Source organism: Variovorax sp. FW305-3-2-15-B-LB1, assembly GCF_058787635.1.
The window spans coordinates 49,736-70,897 of sequence record NZ_JBYSZY010000031.1; the positions used below are offsets into that span (position 1 = coordinate 49,736).

Annotated in this window: 26 protein-coding genes and 3 tRNA genes; 18 read left to right on the forward strand and 11 right to left on the reverse strand. The window is 64.6% G+C overall.

The genetic code is table 11. The annotated features are described in order from the left end of the window. Nucleotides 1-50: 50 nt before the first annotated feature. The 3 genes from AC3WQR_RS19305 to AC3WQR_RS19315 are packed head-to-tail and all read left to right on the forward strand — an operon-like array spanning nucleotide 51 to nucleotide 1,821. Nucleotides 51-827, forward strand: a complete 777-nt coding sequence (locus AC3WQR_RS19305; protein WP_070062353.1) for an SDR family NAD(P)-dependent oxidoreductase — start codon at nucleotides 51-53, stop codon at nucleotides 825-827. Beyond that, the gene (locus AC3WQR_RS19310) at nucleotides 824-1,357 is read left to right on the forward strand and encodes a MarR family winged helix-turn-helix transcriptional regulator (RefSeq protein WP_062473285.1); all 534 of its coding nucleotides are present in this window, start codon (nucleotides 824-826) and stop codon (nucleotides 1,355-1,357) included. The genes AC3WQR_RS19305 and AC3WQR_RS19310 overlap by 4 nt, the downstream gene beginning before the upstream one ends. Then, nucleotides 1,354-1,821, forward strand: coding sequence for an acyl-CoA thioesterase (locus tag AC3WQR_RS19315; protein ID WP_492743184.1), 468 nt, complete (start codon nucleotides 1,354-1,356; stop codon nucleotides 1,819-1,821). Before AC3WQR_RS19310 ends, AC3WQR_RS19315 begins: the two co-directional genes overlap by 4 nt. Nucleotides 1,822-1,835: 14 nt before the next feature. Here AC3WQR_RS19315 and AC3WQR_RS19320 read toward each other — a convergent pair whose 3' ends face one another. After that, nucleotides 1,836-2,252 carry a hypothetical protein gene (locus tag AC3WQR_RS19320; protein WP_095746368.1) on the reverse strand — a complete coding sequence of 139 codons (417 nt, stop codon included), beginning with the start codon at nucleotides 2,250-2,252 and terminating at the stop codon, nucleotides 1,836-1,838. Between the two features lie 3 nt (nucleotides 2,253-2,255). Continuing rightward, complete coding sequence (locus AC3WQR_RS19325) at nucleotides 2,256-2,585, reverse strand: hypothetical protein (protein WP_143599208.1); 330 nt, start codon at nucleotides 2,583-2,585, stop codon at nucleotides 2,256-2,258. A 286-nt stretch (nucleotides 2,586-2,871) separates the two neighbouring features. Between AC3WQR_RS19325 and AC3WQR_RS19330 the strand changes: the two genes are divergently transcribed. From AC3WQR_RS19330 to AC3WQR_RS19345, 4 genes are all read left to right on the forward strand, one after another. After that, a tRNA-Pro gene (locus AC3WQR_RS19330) sits at nucleotides 2,872-2,948 on the forward strand. A gap of 141 nt (nucleotides 2,949-3,089) precedes the next feature. Then, nucleotides 3,090-3,302: a short-chain dehydrogenase gene (locus AC3WQR_RS19335; protein WP_492743185.1), complete on the forward strand. Its 213-nt coding sequence runs from the start codon at nucleotides 3,090-3,092 to the stop codon at nucleotides 3,300-3,302. Nucleotides 3,303-3,337: 35 nt separating this feature from the next. Beyond that, nucleotides 3,338-3,411: transfer RNA gene (locus tag AC3WQR_RS19340), tRNA-His, on the forward strand. A 43-nt stretch (nucleotides 3,412-3,454) separates the two neighbouring features. Beyond that, nucleotides 3,455-4,018: an HNH endonuclease gene (locus AC3WQR_RS19345; protein ID WP_062473294.1), complete on the forward strand. Its 564-nt coding sequence runs from the start codon at nucleotides 3,455-3,457 to the stop codon at nucleotides 4,016-4,018. Between the two features lie 130 nt (nucleotides 4,019-4,148). Here the strand turns inward: AC3WQR_RS19345 and AC3WQR_RS19350 are convergent, their stop codons facing one another. Beyond that, entirely contained in the window at nucleotides 4,149-4,325 is a 177-nt protein-coding gene (locus AC3WQR_RS19350; protein WP_157627325.1) for a hypothetical protein, read from the reverse strand. A 109-nt stretch (nucleotides 4,326-4,434) separates the two neighbouring features. Here AC3WQR_RS19350 and AC3WQR_RS19355 point away from each other — a divergent pair, with 109 nt between their 5' ends. The 4 genes from AC3WQR_RS19355 to AC3WQR_RS19370 all read left to right on the forward strand — a co-directional run bounded on the left by AC3WQR_RS19355 (nucleotide 4,435) and on the right by AC3WQR_RS19370 (nucleotide 8,197). Next, nucleotides 4,435-4,848: a hypothetical protein gene (locus tag AC3WQR_RS19355; RefSeq protein WP_139702010.1), complete on the forward strand. Its 414-nt coding sequence runs from the start codon at nucleotides 4,435-4,437 to the stop codon at nucleotides 4,846-4,848. Nucleotides 4,849-5,106: 258 nt separating this feature from the next. Next, nucleotides 5,107-5,358 carry a hypothetical protein gene (locus AC3WQR_RS19360; RefSeq protein ID WP_492728214.1) on the forward strand — a complete coding sequence of 84 codons (252 nt, stop codon included), beginning with the start codon at nucleotides 5,107-5,109 and terminating at the stop codon, nucleotides 5,356-5,358. A gap of 100 nt (nucleotides 5,359-5,458) precedes the next feature. Then, the gene (locus AC3WQR_RS19365; RefSeq protein WP_492743186.1) at nucleotides 5,459-7,030 is read left to right on the forward strand and encodes a hypothetical protein; all 1,572 of its coding nucleotides are present in this window, start codon (nucleotides 5,459-5,461) and stop codon (nucleotides 7,028-7,030) included. A 318-nt stretch (nucleotides 7,031-7,348) separates the two neighbouring features. Then, on the forward strand, nucleotides 7,349-8,197 hold the full coding sequence (locus AC3WQR_RS19370; protein WP_492743187.1) for an HNH endonuclease: 849 nt from the start codon (nucleotides 7,349-7,351) through the stop codon (nucleotides 8,195-8,197). 79 nt (nucleotides 8,198-8,276) lie between these two features. On the opposite strand, the gene AC3WQR_RS19375 is transcribed toward AC3WQR_RS19370, so the two are convergent. From AC3WQR_RS19375 to AC3WQR_RS19400, 6 genes are all read right to left on the reverse strand, one after another. Continuing rightward, nucleotides 8,277-8,352 (reverse strand) — tRNA-Thr (locus AC3WQR_RS19375). 25 nt (nucleotides 8,353-8,377) lie between these two features. Continuing rightward, nucleotides 8,378-9,391: a class 1 fructose-bisphosphatase gene (locus tag AC3WQR_RS19380; protein ID WP_492743188.1), complete on the reverse strand. Its 1,014-nt coding sequence runs from the start codon at nucleotides 9,389-9,391 to the stop codon at nucleotides 8,378-8,380. A gap of 23 nt (nucleotides 9,392-9,414) precedes the next feature. Further along, entirely contained in the window at nucleotides 9,415-12,114 is a 2,700-nt protein-coding gene (gene pepN / locus AC3WQR_RS19385) for an aminopeptidase N (RefSeq protein WP_095950520.1), read from the reverse strand. Further along, nucleotides 12,098-12,787, reverse strand: coding sequence for an HAD family hydrolase (locus AC3WQR_RS19390; protein ID WP_070062371.1), 690 nt, complete (start codon nucleotides 12,785-12,787; stop codon nucleotides 12,098-12,100). Before AC3WQR_RS19390 ends, pepN begins: the two co-directional genes overlap by 17 nt. Before the next feature lie 3 nt (nucleotides 12,788-12,790). Continuing rightward, nucleotides 12,791-13,895 (reverse strand): peptide chain release factor 2 gene (gene prfB / locus AC3WQR_RS19395; RefSeq protein WP_095950518.1). Its coding sequence is split into 2 segments (ribosomal slippage): nucleotides 12,791-13,813 and nucleotides 13,815-13,895, totalling 1,104 coding nucleotides; the frame shifts between segments, so codons are not numbered across the junction. Between the two features lie 125 nt (nucleotides 13,896-14,020). Next, nucleotides 14,021-14,836 (reverse strand): MetQ/NlpA family ABC transporter substrate-binding protein, encoded by an 816-nt coding sequence (locus AC3WQR_RS19400; RefSeq protein WP_492743189.1) that lies wholly within the window; start codon nucleotides 14,834-14,836, stop codon nucleotides 14,021-14,023. A gap of 235 nt (nucleotides 14,837-15,071) precedes the next feature. Here AC3WQR_RS19400 and AC3WQR_RS19405 point away from each other — a divergent pair, with 235 nt between their 5' ends. Genes AC3WQR_RS19405 through AC3WQR_RS19420 form a run of 4 tightly spaced genes read left to right on the forward strand, consistent with a single transcriptional unit; the run spans nucleotide 15,072 to nucleotide 17,838 of the window. Beyond that, nucleotides 15,072-15,941, forward strand: coding sequence for a methionine ABC transporter ATP-binding protein (locus AC3WQR_RS19405; protein ID WP_492743190.1), 870 nt, complete (start codon nucleotides 15,072-15,074; stop codon nucleotides 15,939-15,941). Further along, a complete protein-coding gene (locus tag AC3WQR_RS19410) occupies nucleotides 15,934-16,596 on the forward strand; it encodes a methionine ABC transporter permease (RefSeq protein ID WP_062473319.1) in 663 nt (220 codons plus the stop codon). The genes AC3WQR_RS19405 and AC3WQR_RS19410 overlap by 8 nt, the downstream gene beginning before the upstream one ends. Nucleotides 16,597-16,634: 38 nt before the next feature. Beyond that, nucleotides 16,635-17,459 (forward strand): MetQ/NlpA family ABC transporter substrate-binding protein, encoded by an 825-nt coding sequence (locus AC3WQR_RS19415; RefSeq protein WP_062473320.1) that lies wholly within the window; start codon nucleotides 16,635-16,637, stop codon nucleotides 17,457-17,459. A 28-nt stretch (nucleotides 17,460-17,487) separates the two neighbouring features. Further along, nucleotides 17,488-17,838, forward strand: a complete 351-nt coding sequence (locus AC3WQR_RS19420; protein WP_307588802.1) for a hypothetical protein — start codon at nucleotides 17,488-17,490, stop codon at nucleotides 17,836-17,838. A 42-nt stretch (nucleotides 17,839-17,880) separates the two neighbouring features. On the opposite strand, the gene AC3WQR_RS19425 is transcribed toward AC3WQR_RS19420, so the two are convergent. After that, nucleotides 17,881-19,182 (reverse strand): D-amino acid dehydrogenase, encoded by a 1,302-nt coding sequence (locus tag AC3WQR_RS19425; protein ID WP_492743191.1) that lies wholly within the window; start codon nucleotides 19,180-19,182, stop codon nucleotides 17,881-17,883. Between the two features lie 128 nt (nucleotides 19,183-19,310). On the opposite strand from AC3WQR_RS19425, the gene AC3WQR_RS19430 reads away from it, so the two are divergent. From AC3WQR_RS19430 to AC3WQR_RS19440, 3 genes are read left to right on the forward strand one after another with little or no spacing between them, the layout of a single operon-like run. After that, entirely contained in the window at nucleotides 19,311-19,778 is a 468-nt protein-coding gene (locus AC3WQR_RS19430; RefSeq protein ID WP_492743192.1) for an Lrp/AsnC ligand binding domain-containing protein, read from the forward strand. Next, the gene (locus AC3WQR_RS19435; RefSeq protein WP_492743193.1) at nucleotides 19,775-20,254 is read left to right on the forward strand and encodes a GNAT family N-acetyltransferase; all 480 of its coding nucleotides are present in this window, start codon (nucleotides 19,775-19,777) and stop codon (nucleotides 20,252-20,254) included. Before AC3WQR_RS19430 ends, AC3WQR_RS19435 begins: the two co-directional genes overlap by 4 nt. A 31-nt stretch (nucleotides 20,255-20,285) precedes the next feature. After that, entirely contained in the window at nucleotides 20,286-20,687 is a 402-nt protein-coding gene (locus tag AC3WQR_RS19440; RefSeq protein WP_070062377.1) for an OsmC family protein, read from the forward strand. 13 nt (nucleotides 20,688-20,700) lie between these two features. On the opposite strand, the gene AC3WQR_RS19445 is transcribed toward AC3WQR_RS19440, so the two are convergent. Next, nucleotides 20,701-21,054: a winged helix-turn-helix transcriptional regulator gene (locus AC3WQR_RS19445; RefSeq protein WP_492743194.1), complete on the reverse strand. Its 354-nt coding sequence runs from the start codon at nucleotides 21,052-21,054 to the stop codon at nucleotides 20,701-20,703. Nucleotides 21,055-21,162 lie beyond the last annotated feature (108 nt).

Consider the following 21,162-nt stretch of genomic DNA (forward strand, 5'->3'; position numbering starts at 1 on the left):
CCTGCTGGTGCGCAAATGGCTAAAATGATTCAGAACTAAACCATTCAGGTATGCACACAAATTCGCTCACTGGCCGTCATGCCCTCGTCACCGGCGCCGCTCGCGGCATCGGCGCAGAGATCGCCCGCACCCTCGCTGCCCAAGGGGCAGTGCTGACCTTGCTGGGCCGCGACGCGCAGGCCCTGCAGCGCGTGGCCGAGACCCTGGCCGGCAGCGGCCACGGCGTGGTGGCGGCCGACGTGGCCGACCCGCAGGCCGTGCAGTCGGCCTTTGCGCAGGCGCGGGCCGAGCGCGGGGCGGTGACCGTGCTGGTCAACAACGCGGGCGCCGCCGAGAGCGCGCCGTTCCTGAAGACCTCGGTCGAGCTGTGGCAGCGCATGCTGTCGGTCAACCTCACCGGCAGCTTCCTGTGCGCGCAGGCCGCGCTGCCCGACATGCTTGATGCCGGCTGGGGCCGCATCGTCAACATCGCCAGCACGGCGGGGCAGAAGGGCTACGCCTACGTGTCGGCCTACACCGCGGCCAAGCACGGCGTGATCGGCCTCACGCGCGCGCTGGCACTCGAGGTGGCGCGCAAGGGCATCACCGTGAACGCCGTGTGCCCGGGCTACACCGACACCGACATCCTGCGCAACAGCGTCGCCAACGTGGTCGGCAAGACCGGCCGCAGCGAAGCCGATGCGCTGGCCGAGTTCTCCAGCGTGAACCCGCAAAAGCGCATCGTGCAGCCCGCCGAAGTGGCCGACGCCGTGCGCTGGCTGTGCGGCGAAGGCGCCGCGTCGGTCACGGGCCAGTCGATCTCCGTTTCCGGAGGAGAAGTCACATGAGTCGAAACGATGCTTCCCACGCCGTGCTGAGCGACGCCGAAGAACTCGGCCACGAAGCCCGCGCCGGCCATGAAGACCACGCCATGCTCAAGCTGTGGCTGCGCATGCTCGCGAGCACCACGCAGATCGAGGCCGAGATCCGGCGTCGTCTGCGCGAGCGCTTCGGCATCTCGCTGGCGCGCTTCGACTACATGGCGCAGCTGTACCGCTATGAAGACGGCCTGAAGATGCGCGTGCTCTCGCGCTACCTGATGGTCACCGGCGGCAACGTCACCGGCCTGACCGACGAGCTCGAGCGCGAAGGCATGGTGGCGCGCGCGCCCAGCCCCGACGACCGCCGCGCCTGGATCGTGAGCCTCACGCCCGAAGGCCGCAACGCCTTCGAAGCCATGGCCACCGAGCACGAGCAGTGGATCCTCGAGATGTTCTCGGGCCTGGACATGAAGACCGTCAAGCAGATGCACAACCAGCTCGGGCTGCTGCGCGTGCACGTGATGCGCGGCGACGGTGCGGTCGAGGACCGCGCATGAGCGGCGAGGGCGGTGGTGTGGAGTTCCAGCGCCCGCGCCTGATCCGCTTTTCCGACTGCGACCCCGCAGGCATCGTCTTCTATCCGCAGTACTTCGTGATGCTCAACGGCCTGGTCGAAGACTGGGTGAGCGAGGGGCTCGGCGTGGGCTACCACGCACTGATCGGCGAACGCCGCGTCGGCCTGCCGACCGTGAAGCTCGACGCCGACTTTCGCGCCGTGAGCCGCATGGGCGACCGCGTGATGCTCGGCCTCTCGGTGGCGCAGTTGGGCTCGCGCTCGATCACGCTCGCGTTGCGCTGCTTCGAGCCCACCATGGGCGAAGTGCGCATGCAGGTGCGGCAGGTGCTGGTGACGACCTCACTCGACACGCACCGCGCCATCGCCGTGCCGGACGACATGCGCGCGGCCATCCTGCGCGATGCGCCGGCCCTGGCTGCTGCCGAGCCCGCTGGCAAGGCCTGAAGGCCTGAGCAAGGCTAGGGCGCCGGCGCAGCGCCGTCGGCAGGCTCGAGCGCCTTCTTCTCCTGCGCGTGCTTCTTCAGCCAGCCGCTGAGCTCCCGCTTTCCCTTCGCATTGGCCTGGCGCCACGCCTCACGCGCGGCGGCCACGAAGCGCTCTTCCGCCGCATCGGGCGGTGCTTCTGAAGGCGCAGTGTTGTCTTCGTCGAGCCAGCCGGCGGCCACGTCGCAGTGCCGTTCGATCTGCCGTGCGAGCTTGTCGCCGATGGGCCGCGCACTCTTGATCTGGCTCCACATGCTCGGAGAGATTTCGAGCTTGCGCGCGAAGGCCTGGTCGAGGCCCTTGGCGGGCAGGCCCGCCGCGACGGCGTCCTCGAGAAAGCGGCGATGCAGCACAAGCGCATTGCGGCGGCGCGCGACGGTGGTATGGGGCACTGTTCAAAAACAACAACAAGACAAGAAAAGATTGTCCCGGTTGTTGACGTCGCCGTAAACACTCTTTACAGTTGCCTCCAATTCGCGGCACAAGCCGTCCCTTTTTTCCAACCCCTTACAGCCGACAGCGGCAATTTTTGACCAGGAACCATCGTGAACACCGCACTGACCCTCACCAGCATTCGACCCGCCTCGGGCCGACCGCTCGTGCGCGTCGGGTTCTGCCATGGTTTCGACATGCCGTCGCCCCTGTCGTTGTCTTCGCACCTGAACACCGCGTACGCCGCCAAAGCCGCAGCCCGTCTGCGTGTGGGTGGTCAGTTCGAGGCTCATCAGGTGCCCCCGGGTGGAGGTCGCGCGTAGGCGCGCATCTCTCAAGCTCTCTCGCAAAGAGGCCCGGACACCGCAAGGTTCCGGGCCTTTTTGTTTTTACCGCTTTCCATTTCGGGTGTGCCTTCACCCCACCGCCAGAAATTGCCGCGTCGACGGTCTGGCGGGATGTGCATGAGTTGATCACTCCTGTGCAGCGACGTTCGACGGGGCCGCGCCCAGCGCGCGGCCCGTCGCGTGAGGACACAACCGAAATGGAAGCGCGGGCAGGCTTTTCTTAGTTTTTCTTCCGTGTGTGGCGCAGCCTGGTAGCGCATCTGGTTTGGGACCAGAGGGTCGCAGGTTCAACTCCTGCCACACGGACCACACCCGAGCGGGACCGGGCCATGCCAACGCGTGGCGCGCCCGCGGAAACCGGCCGCAAAGATAGGGCGGCGCCGGAACCCGTCACCGGACATTTTTCAAGTCATTACTTTCTTTTTTCCGTTACCCACCCAGGAGGCCCTCATGCGCAAGCGCAACTCACCGATCCGGATGATCGCCGTGCACCCGGCACCGCTGCCGCGCAGGCACATGGTGTGGTCGCTGGCCCAGCGCTTCGGCGTGGGGCTCGGGCCGCGCGACGTGGCCGATCGCGCGTCGGCATTGCCGGACGGCAGCGAGGCGCCACTCGACAGCCTCGACCTCGATCAGCGCGTGCGCGCGTCGGGCGAGTGGTAGCCGCTCAGCACGGCTCGTCTTCTGTTTCTTCAATGGTGCGTGTAGCTCAATGGCAGAGCCGCGGGTTGTGGTCCCGCTGACAACGGTTCGATTCCGTTCGTGCACCCCATCCGTTCACCACAAGCCATCGCCGCGAAGGGAGGCGATTCGTCATGCATTCACACGTCCTGCAACTCGATATTCAGGGCACGCCGCAAGCCTGGATCTCGCTGGAGCAGGCGGTGTTGCACTACGCCACCGGCAACGTGGCCTGGGAAGACGGCGCGCTGCCGCTGGCCACGCTGCGCGGCGGCTTCAACGTGGCGCGCGGTGTGCAGTCGCGCATCGACGTCGCGCCCATCATCGCGCTGCGCGGTGCGTCGAAGATCAACCTCTTCGACGTCGTGCCCGGCGTGACCAAGGCCAAGCTGCTGCGCCGCGACCGCCACACCTGCGCCTACTGCGCACAGGTGTTCGCCGACCGCGACCTGCAGTGCGAACACGTCATGCCCGAGTCGCGCGGCGGCCCGTGGAGCTGGACCAACCTCGTGAGCGCTTGCGCCGTCTGCAACAACCGCAAGGCCGCGCGCACGCCCGAAGAAGCGGGCATGCCGCTGGTCTACCTGCCGTACGTGCCGAGCCGCTTCGAGAACTTCCTGCTCGAAGGCCGCAACATCCGCGCGGACGTGCACGAGTGGCTGGCCAAGCGCCTGCCGCGCGGCTCGCGGCTGCAGTAGCGCCACGCGCACAAAGAGAAAAGCCCGCTGCCCGTTGGATCAACGGACAGCGGGCTTTGCCTTGTGCGGCTCGCGGTGAGCGAGTGAGTGAATCAGTGGAGGCGTGGGCGGCTTGCTTGTTTGCTTGTGTTCAGCGCCCCGCGCCGAAGAAGCTGTAAGCCACCGCGGTGGCTGCTGCGAGCCCACCGAGCAAGATGAAGAGCACCTTCGTCGTACGGCGAGGGCCGCGCCGTGAACGGACCCAATGCTCCGGCCCGATCAGATCGATCGGAACCGTGGGTTTGCCTATGTCGGATGCCTTTTCCATGCCAAGAAATATAGCGCAGGCGCCAAGGCAAGAAGTTACAACGGCTTTTTGGCCCCATCGCACCGTGGCCGCTTGCCGACACCAGACAGAAACGTGTGAAATATTCCTCATGAACCAACAAATCATTCTCGAGAGCCTGGTCCGCGCCCTGGAGAGCTGGGTCCGCAACGCCTCCGCGGCCGAGCTGTGGCGCGTGCACCGCGAGGGCGGCCTGGGCGCATCGATCCGCACCGAAGGCGAGAGCGTCGTGCATGTGCGCATCGCGCTCGACGGCCCGCCCGATGCGCTGTCGAGCATCGGCAAGACCGATGGCCGCCTGCCCATGACCGAAGCGTTCAGAGGCGCCAACGGCGAAGCAGGGTGGGGCACCCCGCCACCGCAAGGCAGCGCCGAGCGCGAGCAGTGGTTTCTGTCGAGCGACGTGGCGCAGGAGCAGGCGCGGCAGTACCTGTTGGCGGAGGTGGCGGCGCGGCGGGATGCGTTGGTGCGGCGGGTGGAGGCGTGGGCCGCGGGTGCTGGTTGAGGCAGGCGGGCGGCTCGCAGCGCGATTGCCTTCGCGTGCGTCACTACAAGTCGACGCGAGTCCTCATTTGTTCACCGTGAGAGGCTTCCGCTGACGCGCTTCTCTCCCTACATTTGACCGACCGCCGCGCCTCACGGCGGGACATCGATGCACACCGCAGCGATGTCGATGTGAGGCACAAAAGGCGACGGCCAGGGTGCGCTAACACCCTGACCGTCTAACCAATCGACGTGCAAACCCTTGGAAGAGGCACACCAAATGGCTGATCAAATTATCGCCGGCCAAACCACGCCCGAATCCCACGACGCGAACCACCAGCCGGACGCGTCAGACATCCTTGAGAACAAGCTGACCCAGCTGCAGTCTTTGCTGAGTTGCTGCTATGGGGACGAGGGCGAGTGGTTTGAGGCGATTGGCCCCCGGCATCGGGACAACATCATGTGGATTGCCGCTGACTTGGCCGGCGATGCATCGAGACTGCTTCATCGTGCAATGGCAGACAGAATCTAGCGGCGTGCGTCAAGATGCTGTGATCGAGTGGCCGATCGATTGATCTGGCGTCGCATGTTGCCAATCCAAGTAGGTGCGGTTGAACGGTACGATCCGCCGCATGAAGTCGCTGCCATTTGCTGAGCTGCCGCCGGGAACTCCGCTGTCCGCTTGGCACGACGCCCTCGCTGGTGATTCTCAAACAGACTCTGAGCGCTATTTGACGGCACTCGCTCGCAGAGCATTTCTTACGCTTTGGAGCTATCCAAATGTGTTCACGGACGAGGGGCGAAGCAAGGGAAAGGGCGATGGCAAAGAGCTTTGCGATCTGCTGGTAATTTTTGGCAATGACATCCTGATCTTCTCGGACAAACAATGCGAATTCATCCCACACGCCGACGTCAAAGTGGCCTGGGGACGGTGGTACAAGCGAGCCATAGAGAAATCAGCTAACCAATTGGCCGGCGCGAAATCTTGGATCCTTCGCCATGCCGATCGGCTCTATTTGGATAGGCAGTGTCAACATCGCCTCCCGATAGAGATCCCCGATCTCGAGCACTGCCGAATTCACCTGATTGCAGTTGCGAAGGGCGCTACCGAGCATGCCGCTAGATATTGGGAAACTGTTGCGGTGGAGCATGCGGAGACGGGGATGCTTTTCGATCCGACGTCTGGCCCCAGTTCCGGAAGTTTGATGATTCGTACTGAAATCGTGGGCACCGATCACAGGGCCACACCCTTCCAAGTGGGGTGGCCTCTTGGTAGAGCGCACATGATCCACGTGTTTGACGAGCAGACACTCGACGTAGTTTTGGGTGAGCTGGACACCGTCCCGGACTTTGTTGCGTATCTTCGCAAGAAAGAAGAGTTCTTTAGGCGAGAGGAGGTACTCCTTGTCATTCCTGGCGAAGAGGACCTGCTTGCGAGCTATCTCTCGTCATCAACTTACGAGCTTGAGGGACCGAAATTTCCTGACATACCCCCCGGTGCCATGTTTCTTCTCGGTGAAGGTGAATGGAAAGAGCTGAAGACGAGCAAGCGCTATCGGAATCGGGTGAAGGCAAATCGAGTCAGCTATCTGTGGGATGCCCTCATCGAGTTTCAGACCTCACACATATTGGCTGGGTCTTCGGGTGTAGTACGTTTACCCGCTTCGCTTAACAGTCTCGCTCCTTCAGTACAGCAGGAGATGATTCTTCGAAAAATGGCGGAAGAATCGCGATCGACTCGGCGGATGCTTGGCGCGGCCGTTGATCGAGCACGTAGTGTCAAAAAGAAAGATACGCGATACACGTCGACCGTGCTTGGGCGTCGCGATAGCACGAGAGCGTATGTCGTCATGGCGCTGCCAACGCCTCGCGACATGCCGTATGAAACCTATCTAGAGCACCGGCGGCATCAACTGATGACCTATTGCGAAGGGTGCAAGCTCAAGAATCCGCACTTGAAGGAAGTGCTTGGTATCGCAATGGAGCCTTATTCGACGAGAACGATCTCGGTGGATTTCTTGCTCATGATCGTGCGCGACGAAAATCTTGTAGCGGACTCGGCTGAAATTCTTCAACAGAAGTTGAACGAAGAAGGCATGTGGCAGCCAGAGAAAATGAAGTGGTCGCGAGCCTCACTTCATGAACTTCCTGGAGGTCCATCGCTATGGCGCAGGATCTTGAGCAAGCTGCTTAAGCGTTCCTAGGATACGTAGACACCTTTGCAAGGTGCACAAGACGCGGTCCAGCTATCGCGAACGGGGCGCCACGCACTTGTTGCATCCCGATTGACTGCTAGCCCCTAGCACTGCGGGATGAGCATTCTGTTGTGCACGCCCATCAGTTGGCCCTGCCTCGAAGAAGCCAGCGGTTTCAGTACATCTGCTAGTCCATGCCGCACGGAAGACGCAGAGATCGTGGGTGTCAGATGCTTGCATGGGATTTTTAGGAGACATACGTTAAAGTGGGTTCACAACAGTGAGCCGAACGTTAACTATGAGCTGCCTGTGCGGAGAGATGAGCCCGTGTCAGATCTGAATCTCGGTGTGCCCGCATTTACGTTGGGCAAGATCTATCGCCGTAAGACGGAGCTTCACGAACCATTTGGAGGCAGCGGACAAAGCGGTATTTCACCGTCCGCGCACTTCCTCGTGGTTTTCTTGTTTACCGGTGATAGCGGTGAGCAGTACGGCTACAAGGATCACTTCGATGAGGATGGGACCTTCTTTTTCACGGGAGAAGGTCAGCGTGGAGACATGGTATTCAAGCGGGGAAATCTCGCGATTCGCGATCACTCTTCACAGGGCAAGGCGCTGCATCTCTTTCGGACGGTCGGAAAAGGCAAAGGGCAGAAGTACCTTGGGGAGTTTGTCTATCAAGATCACGAGTGGGTTGACGCGATCGATGCAGATAAAAGAACTCGAAAGGCGATCGTCTTTCGACTTGTGCCGGTGGCCCGCCTTGAACGAGACGAACTTGGAGAGACGAGCGAAAAGCCAATAGGCCTGACGCTTGAAGAGGCAAGACGCCGCGCAGTTGCGGCGGCGAAAACCGACGCTTCAAAGGATGGTAAGCAAGGGCATCGCATGCTTTACGAGAGAAGCCGCGCTGTTCGTGACTACGTGCTGCAGCGCGCCGCAGGTGTGTGCGAGCTTTGTGAACAGCCCGCACCGTTCCTTCGCAAAGGAGGAGGCCCTTATCTTGAGCCTCATCACACCACGCGCGTTTCAGACGGTGGACCGGACCACCCCCAATTCGTTGCCGCTCTTTGCCCCACCTGCCACCGCGAAGTTCACTATGGCGAATATGCGCAAGCGAGGAATACGGGACTTATTGAGAAACTCCAGAAGATCGAGCAAGGTGGCAACCGGTAGACGAAGGTCGCCGGAACGAACTTTTGTGGCCGACCATATGAAAAAAGCCCGCTATCTTTTGGATAGCGGGCTTTTCAATTGGTGCCGGAGAGATGAATCGAACACCCGACCTTCTCATTACGAATGAGCTGCTCTACCGACTGAGCTACACCGGCGAAGCCTCAGATTATAGCCAAAAAATCAAGGCTTCTCGGCGTGGTACTGCGTCAAACGCTCCACTTCGTGACGCGAACCCAACATCACGCTCACTCGCTCGTGCAGCTTGGTGGGCTTCAGGTCCAGGATGCGCTGCTTGCCGTTGGTGGCCGCGCCGCCGGCCTGCTCGACCAGCCAGCTCATCGGGTTGGCCTCGTACATCAGCCGCAGCTTGCCGGCCTTCTCGGGCTCGCGCTTGTCCCACGGGTACATGAACACGCCGCCGCGCATCAGGATGCGGTGCACGTCGGCCACCATGCTGGCAATCCAGCGCATGTTGAAGTCCTTGCCGCGCGGTCCTTCCTTGCCGGCCAGGCACTCGTCGATGTAGCGCTTCATGGGCTCGTCCCAGTGGCGCATGTTGCTCATGTTGATCGCGAATTCCTTGGTGTCGGCCGGAATCTGGATGTCTTCCTGCGTGAGCACGAAGCTGCCTTGCTCGCGGTCGAGCGTGAACATGGCCACGCCGTTGCCCACGGTGAGCACCAGGGTGGTCTGCGGGCCGTAGATGCAGTAGCCGGCGGCCACTTGCTGGCTGCCGGGCTGCAGAAAGTCGGCTTCCTGCACGCCGGGGGTGTCGTCGGGCTTCTTCAGCACGCTGAAGATGGTGCCGATGCTCACGTTGACGTCGATGTTGCTGCTGCCGTCGAGCGGGTCGAACATCAAGAGGTATTCGCCTTGCGGGTAGCGGTTGGGCACCACGTGGATGGTTTCCATCTCTTCGCTGGCCATGGCCGCGAGGTGGCCGCCCCATTCGTTGGCTTCAATGAGCACTTCGTTGGCGATGATGTCCAGCTTCTTCTGGATTTCGCCCTGCACGTTCTCGCTCTCGGCGGTGCCGAGCACGCCACCCAGCGCGCCCTTGTTGACGGCCTGGCTGATGCTCTTGCAGGCGCGGGCGACCACTTCGAGCAACAGGCGCAGCTGGCCGGGAATGAGGCCGTCGGCGCGTTGCTGCTCGACGAGGTAGCGGGTGAAGGAGATTTTTTGTTGAGCCATGGATCTTGTGGGGTTCAGTGGGTTCAGTTTCCGGCGAGGGCGCGGGTGACGACTTCGTGGGTGTCCTTGCTCAGGTCGGGCTTGGCGGCCACGCGGGCAATCGCTTCGCGTGCGGCACTGCGGTAGGGCTCGGCCAGCTTGCTCCAGCGGTCGAGCGCGCGCGCCAGGCGTGCGGCCACCTGGGGGTTGATGGCGTCGAGCTCGATCACGCGGTCGCTCCAGAACACGTAGCCGGCCGCGTCGGCGCGGTGGAAGGCGCCGGGGTTGCCGCTGCAGTAGCTGAAGATCACGCTGCGCGCGCGGTTGGGGTTCTTCAGCGAGAAGTCGGGGTGCTTCATGAGCTGCTTCACGAGCGGCAGGATGTCGCCGCCGCGGTCGCTGGCGCCGGCCTGCAGCGAGAACCACTTGTCGATGACCAGTGCCTCGTCCTTGAACATGGCGTGGAAGCGCGCGAGCGCCTGCGCCGCCAGGGTGTGGCCCGACGACACGAGGGCGTTGAGCGCATTGAAGCGGTCGGTCATGTTGCCCGCGTCCTTGAAGCGCTGCAGGGTCTTGCCGGGCCACACGGTGTCGCCCGAGGCGCGCGCCGCCAGGCACAGAAAGTTGAGCGCCATGCCGGCCAGCGCGCGGCGGCCCGACGAGGTCGGGTCGGGCGTGTAGGCGCCGGTGTCCTTGTTGTCTTCGTAGGCCTGTTCCCAGTCGGCGAAGAGGGCGGTGGCGAGCTGGGCGCGCATGGCTTCGCGCACGAGGTGCACGCGCTGCGGATCGACCACGTCGAGCTGTTCGGCAATGTAGGTTTCCGACGGCAGCGTGAGCACCAGTTCCTTGAAGGCGGCGTCGAGCTGCGGGTGGCGCAGCACGCCGCGCATGGCGTCGAGGTAGGCGTCGTTGAGCACCGGCGTGGTGTCGGTGGCGTGCGCGGCAATGGCTTGCAGCGCGGCGCGCAGGCCCAGGCGTTGGCCGGCTTCCCAGCGGTTGAACGGATCGGGGTCGTTGGCCAGCAGGGTGAGCAGCTGGGCGTCGGTGTACGCAAAGTCGAGGATCACCGGCGCGCTGAAGCCGCGCAAGATGGACGGCACGGGCTCGGCGTCCAGGCCCACGAAGGTGATCTGCTCGCCGGCGCGCGACAGCACGATGGTGCGGGTGCCGCGTGCCACGTCGCTTTCGCCCTCGAGCTGCATGGGCAGTTCGCGGCCGGTGGCGGCGTCGAGCAGGCCGATGTTCAGCGGAATGACGAAGGGTTCTTTTGTCTGCTGGCCCGGCGTGGGCGGGCAGCTTTGCACCACGCTCAGGGTGTAGCTGCGGTTCTGCGCGTCGTACACGCCGTGCGCGGCCAGGCGGGGCGTGCCGGCCTGGCTGTACCAGCGCTTGAACTGGGGCAGCAGGCGGGCCAGTTCGGAGTCGGGGTTGGCGTCGGCAATGGCCTGGGCGAAGTCGTCGCAGGTCACGGCCTGGCCGTCGTGGCGCTCGAAGTACAGGGTGATGCCCTTTTCGAAGCCCTTGCGGCCGACCAGCGTCTGCATCATGCGAACGACCTCGGCACCCTTTTCGTAGATGGTGACGGTGTAGAAGTTGCTGATCTCGATGTAGCTGTCGGGCCGCACCGGGTGGGCCATGGGGCCGGCGTCTTCGGGGAACTGGGCGGTGCGCAGCACGCGCACGTCCTCGATGCGCTTCACGGCGCGGGCCGAGGCATCGGCGCACAGGTCCTGGCTGAACTCCTGGTCGCGGAAGACGGTGAGGCCTTCTTTCAGCGAGAGCTGGAACCAGTCGCGGCAGGTCACGCGGTCGCCGCTCCAGTTGTGGAAGTACTCGTGGCCGACCACGCTTTCGATGTTGCTGTAGTCGGCGTCGGTGGCAGTGGCCTGGTTGGCCAGAACGTACTTCGTGTTGAAGATGTTCAGGCCCTTGTTCTCCATGGCGCCCATGTTGAAGTCGCTGGTGGCCACGATCATGAAGCGGTCGAGGTCGAGCGGAAGGCCGAAGCGGGCTTCGTCCCACAGCACGGAGTTGACCAGCGAGTTCATGGCGTGCTCGGTCTTGTCGAGGTCGCCGGCGCGCACGTACACCTGCAGCAGATGTTCCTTGCCGCTGCGCGCTTTGATGCGCTGCTCGCGCGCCACGAGCTTGCCCGCCACCAGGGCGAACAGGTAGCTGGGCTTCTTGAACGGGTCGACCCACTTGGCGAAGTGGCGGCCCTCGGGCAGCTCGCCCTGGTCGACGAGGTTGCCGTTCGACAGCAGCACCGGGTAGGCGGCCTTGCTGGCGCGCAGCGTGACGGTGTACATCGCCATCACATCGGGACGGTCGAGGAAGTAGGTGATGCGGCGAAAGCCCTCGGCCTCGCACTGCGTGAAGAAGGTGTCTTCGCTCACGAACAGGCCCATCAGCTTGGTGTTCTTGATGGGGCAGCAGGTGGTGAAGAGTTCGAGCTCGAAGGCGTCGGGCAGGCCGTCGATGACGAGCTGGTCGCCTTCCATGCGGAACGAGGCGCCCTGGCCGTTCACGAGCACGCGCGCCAGGTTGAGCTCGTCGCCGTCCAGGCGCAGCGGCTGGGCCGGCACCTCGGGGTTGCGGCGCAGCTGCATGCGGTTGAGCACGCGGGTCTTGGCGGGGTCGAGGTCGAAGGTCAGGTCGACGGTGTCGATCCAGAACGCCGGCGCGGCATAGTCTTCGCGGCGGATGGCAATGGGTTGCCCTTGGGCGTCACGCTGAAGCAGCATCGAGGGTCTCCAGAAAATTCGAATGGGCCAGTTCGTTGTAGTCGCGAACGGCGGCGATCACGTGGGGGCCGGCCAGCTCGGCGGCCGTATGGGTGCTGCACACGGCCACGGCGCGCATGCCGCCGCGGCGGGCCGCTTCGATGCCGAAGGGCGCGTCTTCGAAGACGATGCAGCGCTCGGGCGCCACGCCGATGCGGCGCGCGGCTTCCAGGAAGATCGCGGGCGTGGGCTTGCCCGAAAAGCCTTCGTCGCCGCCGACGATGGCCAGCGGCAGCGGGTCCATCTTCAGGCGCGACATGGCGAACGCGATGTTGTGCCGGTCGCCGGCCGTGCCCACCGCGACCTTCAGGCCGCGTGCCACCGCGGCCTTGGCGAAGGCGGTGAAGCCCGCCACTTCGGTGAAGTTGTCGTGGAAGAGCTCGCGGTAGATCTCTTCCTTCTCGTGCACCATGGCCTGGCACTCGGCATCGGAGAGCTCGCGCTCGAACAGCTCGCGCATGCTCTCGGTGCCGGTGCGGCCCGTGGTGCGCGCGAGGATCTCGCTCACGTCGAGCTGCACGCCGTGGCGCTGCGCGAAGGTCACCCACGAGCGCGCATGCCAGGGCATGGAGTCGATCATGGTGCCATCCATGTCGAAGATCAGGGCTTCGACCCTGCCGGTGTTCAGGCTCATCGGTCAGACGCCTTGCTTGAGCGAGGCTTCGATGAACACGTCGAGGTCGCCGTCGAGCACCTTCTGCGTGGCCGAGACTTCGACGTTGGTGCGCAGGTCCTTGATGCGGCTGTTGTCCAGCACGTAGCTGCGGATCTGGTGGCCCCAGCCCACGTCGGTCTTGCTGTCCTCGAGCTTTTGCTGTTCTTCCTGGCGCTTGCGCATCTCGTGGTCGTACAGGCGCGAGCGCAGGCGCTTCCACGCCACGTCGCGGTTGCTGTGCTGGCTGCGGCCGTCCTGGCACTGCACGACGATGCCGGTCGGGATGTGCGTCAGGCGCACGGCCGAGTCGGTCTTGTTGATGTGCTGGCCGCCGGCGCCCGAGGCGCGGAAGGTGTCGGTGCGCACGTCCGAAGGGTTGATCTCGATCTCGATCGAGTCGTCGATCTCGGGGTACACGAAGATCGAGGCGAAGCTGGTGTGGCGGCCGCCCGACGAGTCGAACGGCGACTTGCGCACCAGGCGGTGCACGCCGGTCTCGGTGCGCAGCAGGCCGAAGGCGTAGTCGCCCTCGACCTTGATGGTCGCGCCCTTGATGCCGGCGGTGTCGCCGGGCGTTTCGTCTTCGATCTGCGTCTTGAAGCCCTTGCGCTCGGCGTACTTCAGGTACTGGCGCAGCAGCATGCTGGCCCAGTCGCAGGCCTCGGTGCCACCGGCGCCGGCCTGGATGTCGACGAAGGCGTTCAGCGGGTCGGCCGGGTTGTTGAACATCCGGCGGAACTCGAGCTGCTTGATGTCGGCTTCGAGCGTGGCGGCGTCATCGGCAATGGCCTGCAGGCCATCGAGGTCGCCGTCTTCCTTCGACATCTCGAAGAGCTCGGTGTTGTCCGACAGCCCGTTGGTGAGCCGGTCGAGCGTGACGACCACGTCGTCGAGCGACTTCTTTTCCTTGCCCAGTTCCTGGGCCTTCTTCGGGTCGTTCCAGACGTTCGGGTCTTCGAGCGATGCGTTGACTGTCCTCAGTCGTTCAGCTTTGGCATCGTAGTCAAAGATACCTCCGTAAATCGACCGTACGGACGCTCAGGTCCGCGAGCATTGCGCCGATTTGGTTGATCTGTTCTGCGTCCATGGGGTGTCCTGACTGTGTGAGGTTGGTGTTCGGGGGAACCCGTCATTTTCTCACGGTCCGCCAACCCGCCAGGCAGCGCCCCTGTATTGCGCCTTCCCTCTCGGGGGGAAGGCGCGGGCACCGAATCAGAACGCCGGAATCAACGACCCCTTGAACTGCGTCTCGATGAAGCTGCGCACCTCCGGCGACTGGTAGGCCGCCACGAGGCGTTTGGCCCAGGGCTTGTCCTTGTCGGCGCGGCGCACGGCGATCAGGTTGGCGTAGGGGCTCTGGGCCGATTCCTTGATGACGGCGTCCTTGCCGAAGGACAGGCCGGCCTTCTCGGCGTAGTCGTTGTTGATGGCCGAAATGGCCAGGTCGTCGAGCGAGCGCGGCAGCTGGGCGGCGTCCAGAGACACCAGCTTGAGCTTCTTGGGGTTGGTCACCACGTCCAGCGGCGTGGCGTTGTTGTTCTTCACGGCCTCGGGCTTGAGGGTGATGAGCTTGGCCTGTTGCAGCAGCAGCAGGGCGCGGTTGCCGTTCGAGGGGTCGTTCTGGATGCCGACCGAGGCGCCGTCGGCCAGCTGGTCGATCGACTTGATCTTGCGCGAGTAGAAGCCCAGCGGCGCGGTGATGGTCAGGCCCACGGGCACGAGGTCGAAGCCGCGCGCCTTGATCTGGTTGTCCAGGAAGGGCTGGTGCTGGAAGGCGTTGGCGTCCAGGTCGCCGGCGGCCAGCGCCGCATTGGGCAGCTGGTAGTCGTTGAACACCACGACCTGGACGGTCAGGCCGTCCTTGGCGGCCACCTTCTTGACCACCTCGAACACCTGCTCGGCGCTGCCGACGGAAATGCCGACCTTGACGGTGTTCTTGTTGTCCTGCGCAAAGGCGGCGTTGCCAGCGAAAAGGGCGGTGACGAGGGTGGCGAGCACGAGGCCGCGGCGGCGGAAAGTGGAATGCATGGTGGCGCGAAATCGAAGAAATGAAGGCGCCGAATGTGGCATTGCCGCCGCGGATCGGGAACGAACCAATCCTCATATCGATATGGCGTCCACTCGCTTCATGTGGTCTTTCTTATCTGATTTTTCATATAAGCACGAGCCGATTTGTTCGTTCCCTTTCGGCTTGTTTCTTTTCATACTCGGCACCTTTTTGCGAACCTGCGCGGTCGCGCCTGTGCGGCCCGCGCCTTCTTTCATGACCTTCCCTTCGCCTGATGCGGCACGCGGCAACGCGGCGCCGGTCATCCGTCTTCAATCGGTGCAGAAGTCTTTCGCCTTGCCCAGCGGCGAGGTGTTCGACGCCGTGCAATCGCTCTCGCTCGAGATCCAGCAGGGCGACGTGTTCGGCCTGATCGGCAAGAGCGGCGCCGGCAAGTCGACCTTGCTGCGCCTCATCAACCTGCTCGAGCGGCCCGATGCGGGCCAGGTGTTCGTCGGCGGGCGCGACCTCACGACGCTGTCGCGCCGCGAGCTGCGCGACACGCGCCAGAACATCGGCATGATCTTCCAGCAGTTCAACCTGCTGCAGAACGCCACGGTGTTCGACAACGTGGCCTTCCCCTTGAAGATCCACGGCCGCCATTCGAAGGCCGAGATCAACGAGCGGGTGCGCGAGTGCCTCGACCTCGTCGGCCTGGCCGAGAAGATCGACACCTACCCGGCCCAGCTCTCGGGCGGCCAGAAGCAGCGCGTGGCCATTGCGCGTGCGCTGGCGCCGCGTCCGCAGGTGCTGCTGTGCGACGAGCCCACTTCGGCGCTCGACACCGAAACCACCCGCGCGCTGCTCGAAACGCTGCGCGACATCAACCAGAAGATCGGCGTGACCATCGTGATCGTCACGCACGAGCTCTCGGTGGTCGAGGTGCTGTGCCGCAACGTGGCCATCCTCGAAAAGGGCCGCCTCATCGAGCAGTTCGCCGTCGATGCCCCGAGCGAGGAACGCAAGACCGCGCTGGGCCGCGAGATCGACGAACTGGTGCGCCGCCGCGAACGCGAGTCGCGCGAACCCGTGGCGCCGCGCGTGGCGACCGCACAGCGCAACGCGCAGGAGCTGGCCTATGTTTGAGAACATCACCCCCATCCTTCCCGAGCTGTGGACGGCCACGGGCCAGACCTTCCTGATGCTGGCCATCGGCCTGTCGGCGGCGGTGCTCATCGGCGGGCCGCTGGGCATCCTGCTGTTCCTGCTGGGCCCGGGCCAGTCGCTCGAGAACAAGCCGGCGTTCCACATCCTCAACTGGATCGTGAACACGGTGCGTTCCTTCCCGTTCATCATCCTGCTGGTGGCGCTGGTGCCGTTCACGCGGATCATCGCGGGCACCTCCATCGGCCCGCTGGCGGCTGCGGTGCCGCTGTCGTTCGCGGCCATTCCGTACTTTGCGCGGCTGGTCGACCAGTGCCTGCGCGAGGTGCCGCGCGGCGTGATCGAGGCGGCGCATGCCATGGGCGCGTCGGAGCTGCAGATCGTCTGGCGCGTGCTGATCGTCGAGGCGCGCTCGGGGCTGGTGCTCGCGCTCACCGTGCTGGCCGTGAGCTTCCTGTCGTACTCGGCGATTGCCGGTGTGGTGGGCGGCGGCGGCATCGGCGACCTGGCGATCCGCTACGGCTACTACCGCTTCCAGACCGACGTGATGGTGCTCACCGTGGCGCTGCTCGTGGTGCTGGTGCAGATCCTGCAGTTCGTGGGCAACACCACGGCGCGCCGGCTCGACAAGCGTTGATTTTTTTCTTCCTTTCCTCTCATCTTTCAGTTCATTCCATGAAAACCGCACTGCTGCGCCGTTCCGTCCTCGCCGTTTCCCTCGTCGCGCTGTCGCTCGGCGGCCTCTCGCTGTCGGCGCAGGCGCAGGACGCCAAGAAGAACCTCGTGATCGGCGGCACCGCCGGCTCCAACGCCGACCAGCTCAAGGCCGGCATCATTCCGATCCTCGAGAAGAAGGGCTACAAGGTGAAGCTGGTCGAGTTCAACGACTACGTGCAGCCCAACCTCGCGCTGGCCCAGGGCTCGCTCGACGCCAATTTCTTCCAGCATCGGGTCTACCTGCAGAAGTTCTCGGCCGACCAGAAGCTCGACCTCGCCGAGCTGGTGCAGGGCCCGATCGCGCCCATGGGCGTGTACTCGACCAAGCGCAAGACGCTGGCCGACGTGAAGGAAGGCGACCGCGTGACGTTGCCGAACGACCCGAGCAACCTGGCGCGCGCGCTGGTGCTGCTGGAGCAGAACAAGCTGGTCACGATCAAGGCCGGCATCGATCCGCTGCGCGCGTCCGAGAAGGACGTGGCCGAGAACCCGAAGAAGCTCAAGTTCATTCCGCTCGAGGCCGCGCAGCTGCCGCGTTCGTTGGGCGACACCGAGTACGCCATCGTCAACGGCAACTTCGCGATCTCGTCGGGCCTGAAGCTCACCGAGGCCGTGGTGCTCGAGAAGACGCCCGACTACTACCTGAATGTGGTTGCCGTGAAGAGCGCCGACAAGAACGCCGCCTGGGCCAAGGACATCGCCGAGGCCTACCGCTCGAAGGAATTCAAGACGGTGGTCGACAGCAAGTTCCAGGGCTACGCCAAGCCCAGCTTCCTGCAGTAATCCACCACGCTTCAGCGAAGGACGCCCCATGCCCGTGCTCGCCGTATTCGATGGCCAGGCCAATTGGCGCGACACGCACGTGTGCGACGGCTGGATCAGCGACCACCTCGCGCGCCACGGCGTGCGCTGGGGGCGCGGCGAGGCCGACGGCCAGCGCACGCTCGACAGCGCGGGGCTGTTCTATCTGCCGACGGCGGAGGGGTATCTGGGGTTGCTGGTCGAAGGCGGGGAATGGGTCGCCATGCCCGCCGGTGCGCCGCATTTCTTCGATGCGGGCGAGGCCGCTTCGCCCGACGGGCTGCCTGCCGCGTTGCCGCGCTTCGAGGCCTTTGTCGAAGAGGTGCTCGCGATGACGGGCAACGACGCGAGCGACGAGTAGGTCAGCGCGGGCCCAGGCGGCCCGTCGCCTCCCAGGCGTCGCTCAGGCCGGCGCCGTCGTCGGGCTCGGGCGCGCCGAACGCGACGGTCCTTGCGTGTAGCGGTCCATCGCCAACCCGTCCGTGCGGATCTCCGGCCGCTGGCCCGTCACCAGGTCCGAGATCAGCTTGCCCGAGCCGCAGGCCATGGTCCAGCCCAGTGTGCCGTGGCCCGTGTTCAGGAACAGGTTCGGGTAGCGCGTGGCGCCGACGATGGGCGTGCTGTCGGGCGTCATCGGGCGCAGGCCGGTCCAGAAGCTGGCGTTGGGCAGGTCGCCGCCCGGGAACAGGTCGCTCACGACCTTCTCGAGCGTGGCGCGGCGCGCCGGGTTCAGGCGCAGGTCGAAGCCCCCGAGCTCGGCCATGCCGCCCACGCGGATGCGGTTGTCGAAGCGCGTGACGGCCACCTTGTAGGTTTCGTCGAGCACGGTCGATTGCGGCGCGAGCGATTCGTCGAGCAGCGGCACCGTGAGCGAGTAGCCCTTGACCGGGTACACGGGGATGTCCAGGCCCAGCGAGGCGATGGCGGCGCGCGAGTAGCTGCCGAAGGCCATCACATAGCGGTCGGCCGTGAGGATCTTGCCGGCACGCGTGCGCACGCCGGTGATGCGGCCGCCGTCGGTCTCCAGGCCGTCGATGGTCTGGCCGAAGCGGAAGTCCACGCCCAGGCCGCGTGCGATCTCGGCGAGGCCACGCGTGAACAGGTGGCAGTCGCCGGTTTCGTCGTTGGGCAGGCGCAGGCCGCCCGTGAGGCGATCGCGCGCGCCGGCCAGGCCGGGTTCGACGCGCGCCAGGGCGTCGCGGTCGAGCAGTTCATAGGGCACGCCGCATTCCTCGAGCACGGCGATGTCGCGCTGCACCGCGTCGAGCTGCGCCTGCGTGCGAAAGAGTTGCAGCGTGCCGCCGGTGCGGTGCTCGTACTGCAGGCCGGTGTCGGCGCGCAGTTGCTGCAGGCAGCCGCGGCTGTATTCGGCCACGCGCATCATGCGTTCCTTGTTCACGGCGTAGCGCTCGGGCGAGCAGTTGCGCAGCATGGCGGCCATCCAGCGCAGTTGGAACAGCGTGCCGTCGGGACGGATCGACAGCGGCGCATGCTTCTGGAACATCCACTTGATCGCCTTCAGCGGAATGCCGGGCGCGGCCCACGGCGTCGAGTAGCCGGGCGACACCTGGCCGGCATTGCCGAAGCTCGTTTCCTCGGCCGGACCGGCCTGCCGGTCGAGCAAGGTGACTTCGGCGCCGGAGCGCGCGAGGTAGTACGCCGTGGTGGTGCCGATCACGCCGCCGCCGAGAACGATGACTTTCATGGTGTATCCGCTGATCTGAATGGAATGATGTGAATCTAAAGTGCACAATGCAGTGGATTCCATTGTTTTTAGGTCTTTGGCCGTGAAAATCGCTGCCAAAAACCGTCCAAGGCCCCGCGCGGAGTGAAATGCCCGAACTCGACCGAATCGACCGCAAGATCCTCGACCTGCTGCAGCGCCAGGGCCGCATTTCCATGACCGAACTGGCCGAGCGCATCGGCCTGTCGGCCTCGCCCTGCGCCGAGCGCGTCAAGCGCATGGAGCGCGACGGCGTCATCAGCGGCTACCACGCGCACGTGTCGCCCGAGGCGCTGGGCAAGACGCTGCTGGTGTTCGTGGAGATCAAGCTCTCGGCCAAGTCGGGCGACGTGTTCGACAAGGTGAAGCAGGAGCTGCTGCACATGCCCGAGGTGCTCGAATGCCACCTGGTGTCAGGCAGCTTCGACTACCTCGTGAAGGCGCGCCTGAGCGGCATGAGCGAGTACCGGCACCTGCTGGGCGACATCCTCAAGAAGCTGCCGGTGGCGGCCGAGTCGCACAGCTACGTGGTGATGGAAGAGATCAAGGAAACGCTGATGCTGGCGGTGGACCGGTGAGCGCCGCCGCCATCGTCATCCGGCCCTGGCGCCTGGCCGACTTCGACGCGGTGAAGGCCATCCTCGACGACACCTTCGCGAGCACCTGGCTGCCGCAGCTCACGCCCGAGGCCGCCAAGGCCTATGCCGACAGCGGCGAGCCCGTGGGCTACATCGACGAGAGCGGCCCGGCCTTCTTCGTGGCGGAACTCGAGGGCGAGGTGGTTGGCATGGTGCACTGGGAGTATGACTTCGTGCAGGCCCTGCACGTGCCCGCCGCGCACCAGCGCAAGGGCATCGCCCGCGCGCTCATGGCCTTTGCCGAAGCCGGCATGCGCGCCGACGGCGTGGCGCAGGCGCGGCTCGAGACCGACACCTTCAACACGCAGAGCCAGGGCCTGTATCGCGCGCTCGGCTACCGTGAGGCCGGCCGCTACCCCGACCTCGAATGGCACAGCGGATTCACGACCATCCTGTATGTGAAAGACTTGGCCTGAGCTTTCTTTCCACCCCTTCAAGGACATCGGCATGACCCTCTCGATCCGCCGCGACGGCACCACCGGCACGCGCCACATCCTCAAGATCCGCAACCACGAGATCCCCGTCGATGCCTCGCCCGCGGGCGGTGGCAGCGACGGCGGTGCCGAGCCGCACGACCTGTACGACGCGTCGCTGGCGGCCTGCAAGGCGCTCACGGTGCTGCTCTATGCGCGCCGCAAGGGCATTCCGGTGGAAGACATCGAGGTCGTGGTCGACCGCGACGACAGCGAGGAACGCAAGGGCATCTACCGCCTGAAGTCGGGCCTGCGCCTGACGGGCGACTTGACCGAGGCGCAGCGCGACGAGTTGCTGCGCGTGGCGGGCAAGTGCCCCGTGCACAAGCTGATGACCGAGGTCAAGACAGAGATCGAGACCGGCTGGGCCGACTGAACGCGTTGCGTCCCTACTTGGCCGCTTTGGCCAGCTTGCGCGCCGCCGCCACGCGCTTGGCATAGCGGTCGCCCCAATCGGCCAGCGGCCCCAGCGCCGCATTGAGCGTGGCGCCGAGCGAGGTCTCGGAATACTCCACGCGCGGCGGCACTTCGTGGAACACCTCGCGGTGCACGAGGCCGTCGGTTTCCATCTCGCGCAGCTGCTGGATCAGCATCTTCTCGCTGACCTCGGGCAGCAGCCGCTTCAGCTCGCCGAAGCGGTAGGGCTGCAGGTGCAGCTCCCACAGGATGACGGCTTTCCACTTGCCGCCGATGACCTCGAACGCGGGGCCGATGCCGCAGTTGTAGGGCTTCTTCGCTGCCATCTCTTGCTCCTTGCGATTCCAATACTTCCTATTTGGTAAGTACCTTACTTTATCGTAGGTACTTGACCATGTGGAAGTGTAATTTCTACCATGCAGGCGTCATCAACC

Coding starts and splice junctions, on each gene's coding strand:
- AC3WQR_RS19305 (WP_070062353.1), top strand. CDS start 51: ATGCACACAAATTCGCTCACTGGCCGTCATGCCCTCGTCACCGGCGCC.
- AC3WQR_RS19310 (WP_062473285.1), top strand. CDS start 824: ATGAGTCGAAACGATGCTTCCCACGCCGTGCTGAGCGACGCCGAAGAA.
- AC3WQR_RS19315 (WP_492743184.1), top strand. CDS start 1,354: ATGAGCGGCGAGGGCGGTGGTGTGGAGTTCCAGCGCCCGCGCCTGATC.
- AC3WQR_RS19325 (WP_143599208.1), bottom strand. CDS start 2,585: ATGAGCCTCGAACTGACCACCCACACGCAGACGGGCTGCGGCTTTGGC.
- AC3WQR_RS19335 (WP_492743185.1), top strand. CDS start 3,090: ATGCGCAAGCGCAACTCACCGATCCGGATGATCGCCGTGCACCCGGCA.
- AC3WQR_RS19345 (WP_062473294.1), top strand. CDS start 3,455: ATGCATTCACACGTCCTGCAACTCGATATTCAGGGCACGCCGCAAGCC.
- AC3WQR_RS19350 (WP_157627325.1), bottom strand. CDS start 4,325: ATGGAAAAGGCATCCGACATAGGCAAACCCACGGTTCCGATCGATCTG.
- AC3WQR_RS19355 (WP_139702010.1), top strand. CDS start 4,435: ATGAACCAACAAATCATTCTCGAGAGCCTGGTCCGCGCCCTGGAGAGC.
- AC3WQR_RS19360 (WP_492728214.1), top strand. CDS start 5,107: ATGGCTGATCAAATTATCGCCGGCCAAACCACGCCCGAATCCCACGAC.
- AC3WQR_RS19365 (WP_492743186.1), top strand. CDS start 5,459: ATGAAGTCGCTGCCATTTGCTGAGCTGCCGCCGGGAACTCCGCTGTCC.
- AC3WQR_RS19380 (WP_492743188.1), bottom strand. CDS start 9,391: ATGGCTCAACAAAAAATCTCCTTCACCCGCTACCTCGTCGAGCAGCAA.
- pepN (WP_095950520.1), bottom strand. CDS start 12,114: ATGCTGCTTCAGCGTGACGCCCAAGGGCAACCCATTGCCATCCGCCGC.
- AC3WQR_RS19390 (WP_070062371.1), bottom strand. CDS start 12,787: ATGAGCCTGAACACCGGCAGGGTCGAAGCCCTGATCTTCGACATGGAT.
- AC3WQR_RS19400 (WP_492743189.1), bottom strand. CDS start 14,836: ATGCATTCCACTTTCCGCCGCCGCGGCCTCGTGCTCGCCACCCTCGTC.
- AC3WQR_RS19405 (WP_492743190.1), top strand. CDS start 15,072: ATGACCTTCCCTTCGCCTGATGCGGCACGCGGCAACGCGGCGCCGGTC.
- AC3WQR_RS19410 (WP_062473319.1), top strand. CDS start 15,934: ATGTTTGAGAACATCACCCCCATCCTTCCCGAGCTGTGGACGGCCACG.
- AC3WQR_RS19415 (WP_062473320.1), top strand. CDS start 16,635: ATGAAAACCGCACTGCTGCGCCGTTCCGTCCTCGCCGTTTCCCTCGTC.
- AC3WQR_RS19420 (WP_307588802.1), top strand. CDS start 17,488: ATGCCCGTGCTCGCCGTATTCGATGGCCAGGCCAATTGGCGCGACACG.
- AC3WQR_RS19425 (WP_492743191.1), bottom strand. CDS start 19,182: ATGAAAGTCATCGTTCTCGGCGGCGGCGTGATCGGCACCACCACGGCG.
- AC3WQR_RS19430 (WP_492743192.1), top strand. CDS start 19,311: ATGCCCGAACTCGACCGAATCGACCGCAAGATCCTCGACCTGCTGCAG.
- AC3WQR_RS19440 (WP_070062377.1), top strand. CDS start 20,286: ATGACCCTCTCGATCCGCCGCGACGGCACCACCGGCACGCGCCACATC.
- AC3WQR_RS19445 (WP_492743194.1), bottom strand. CDS start 21,054: ATGGCAGCGAAGAAGCCCTACAACTGCGGCATCGGCCCCGCGTTCGAG.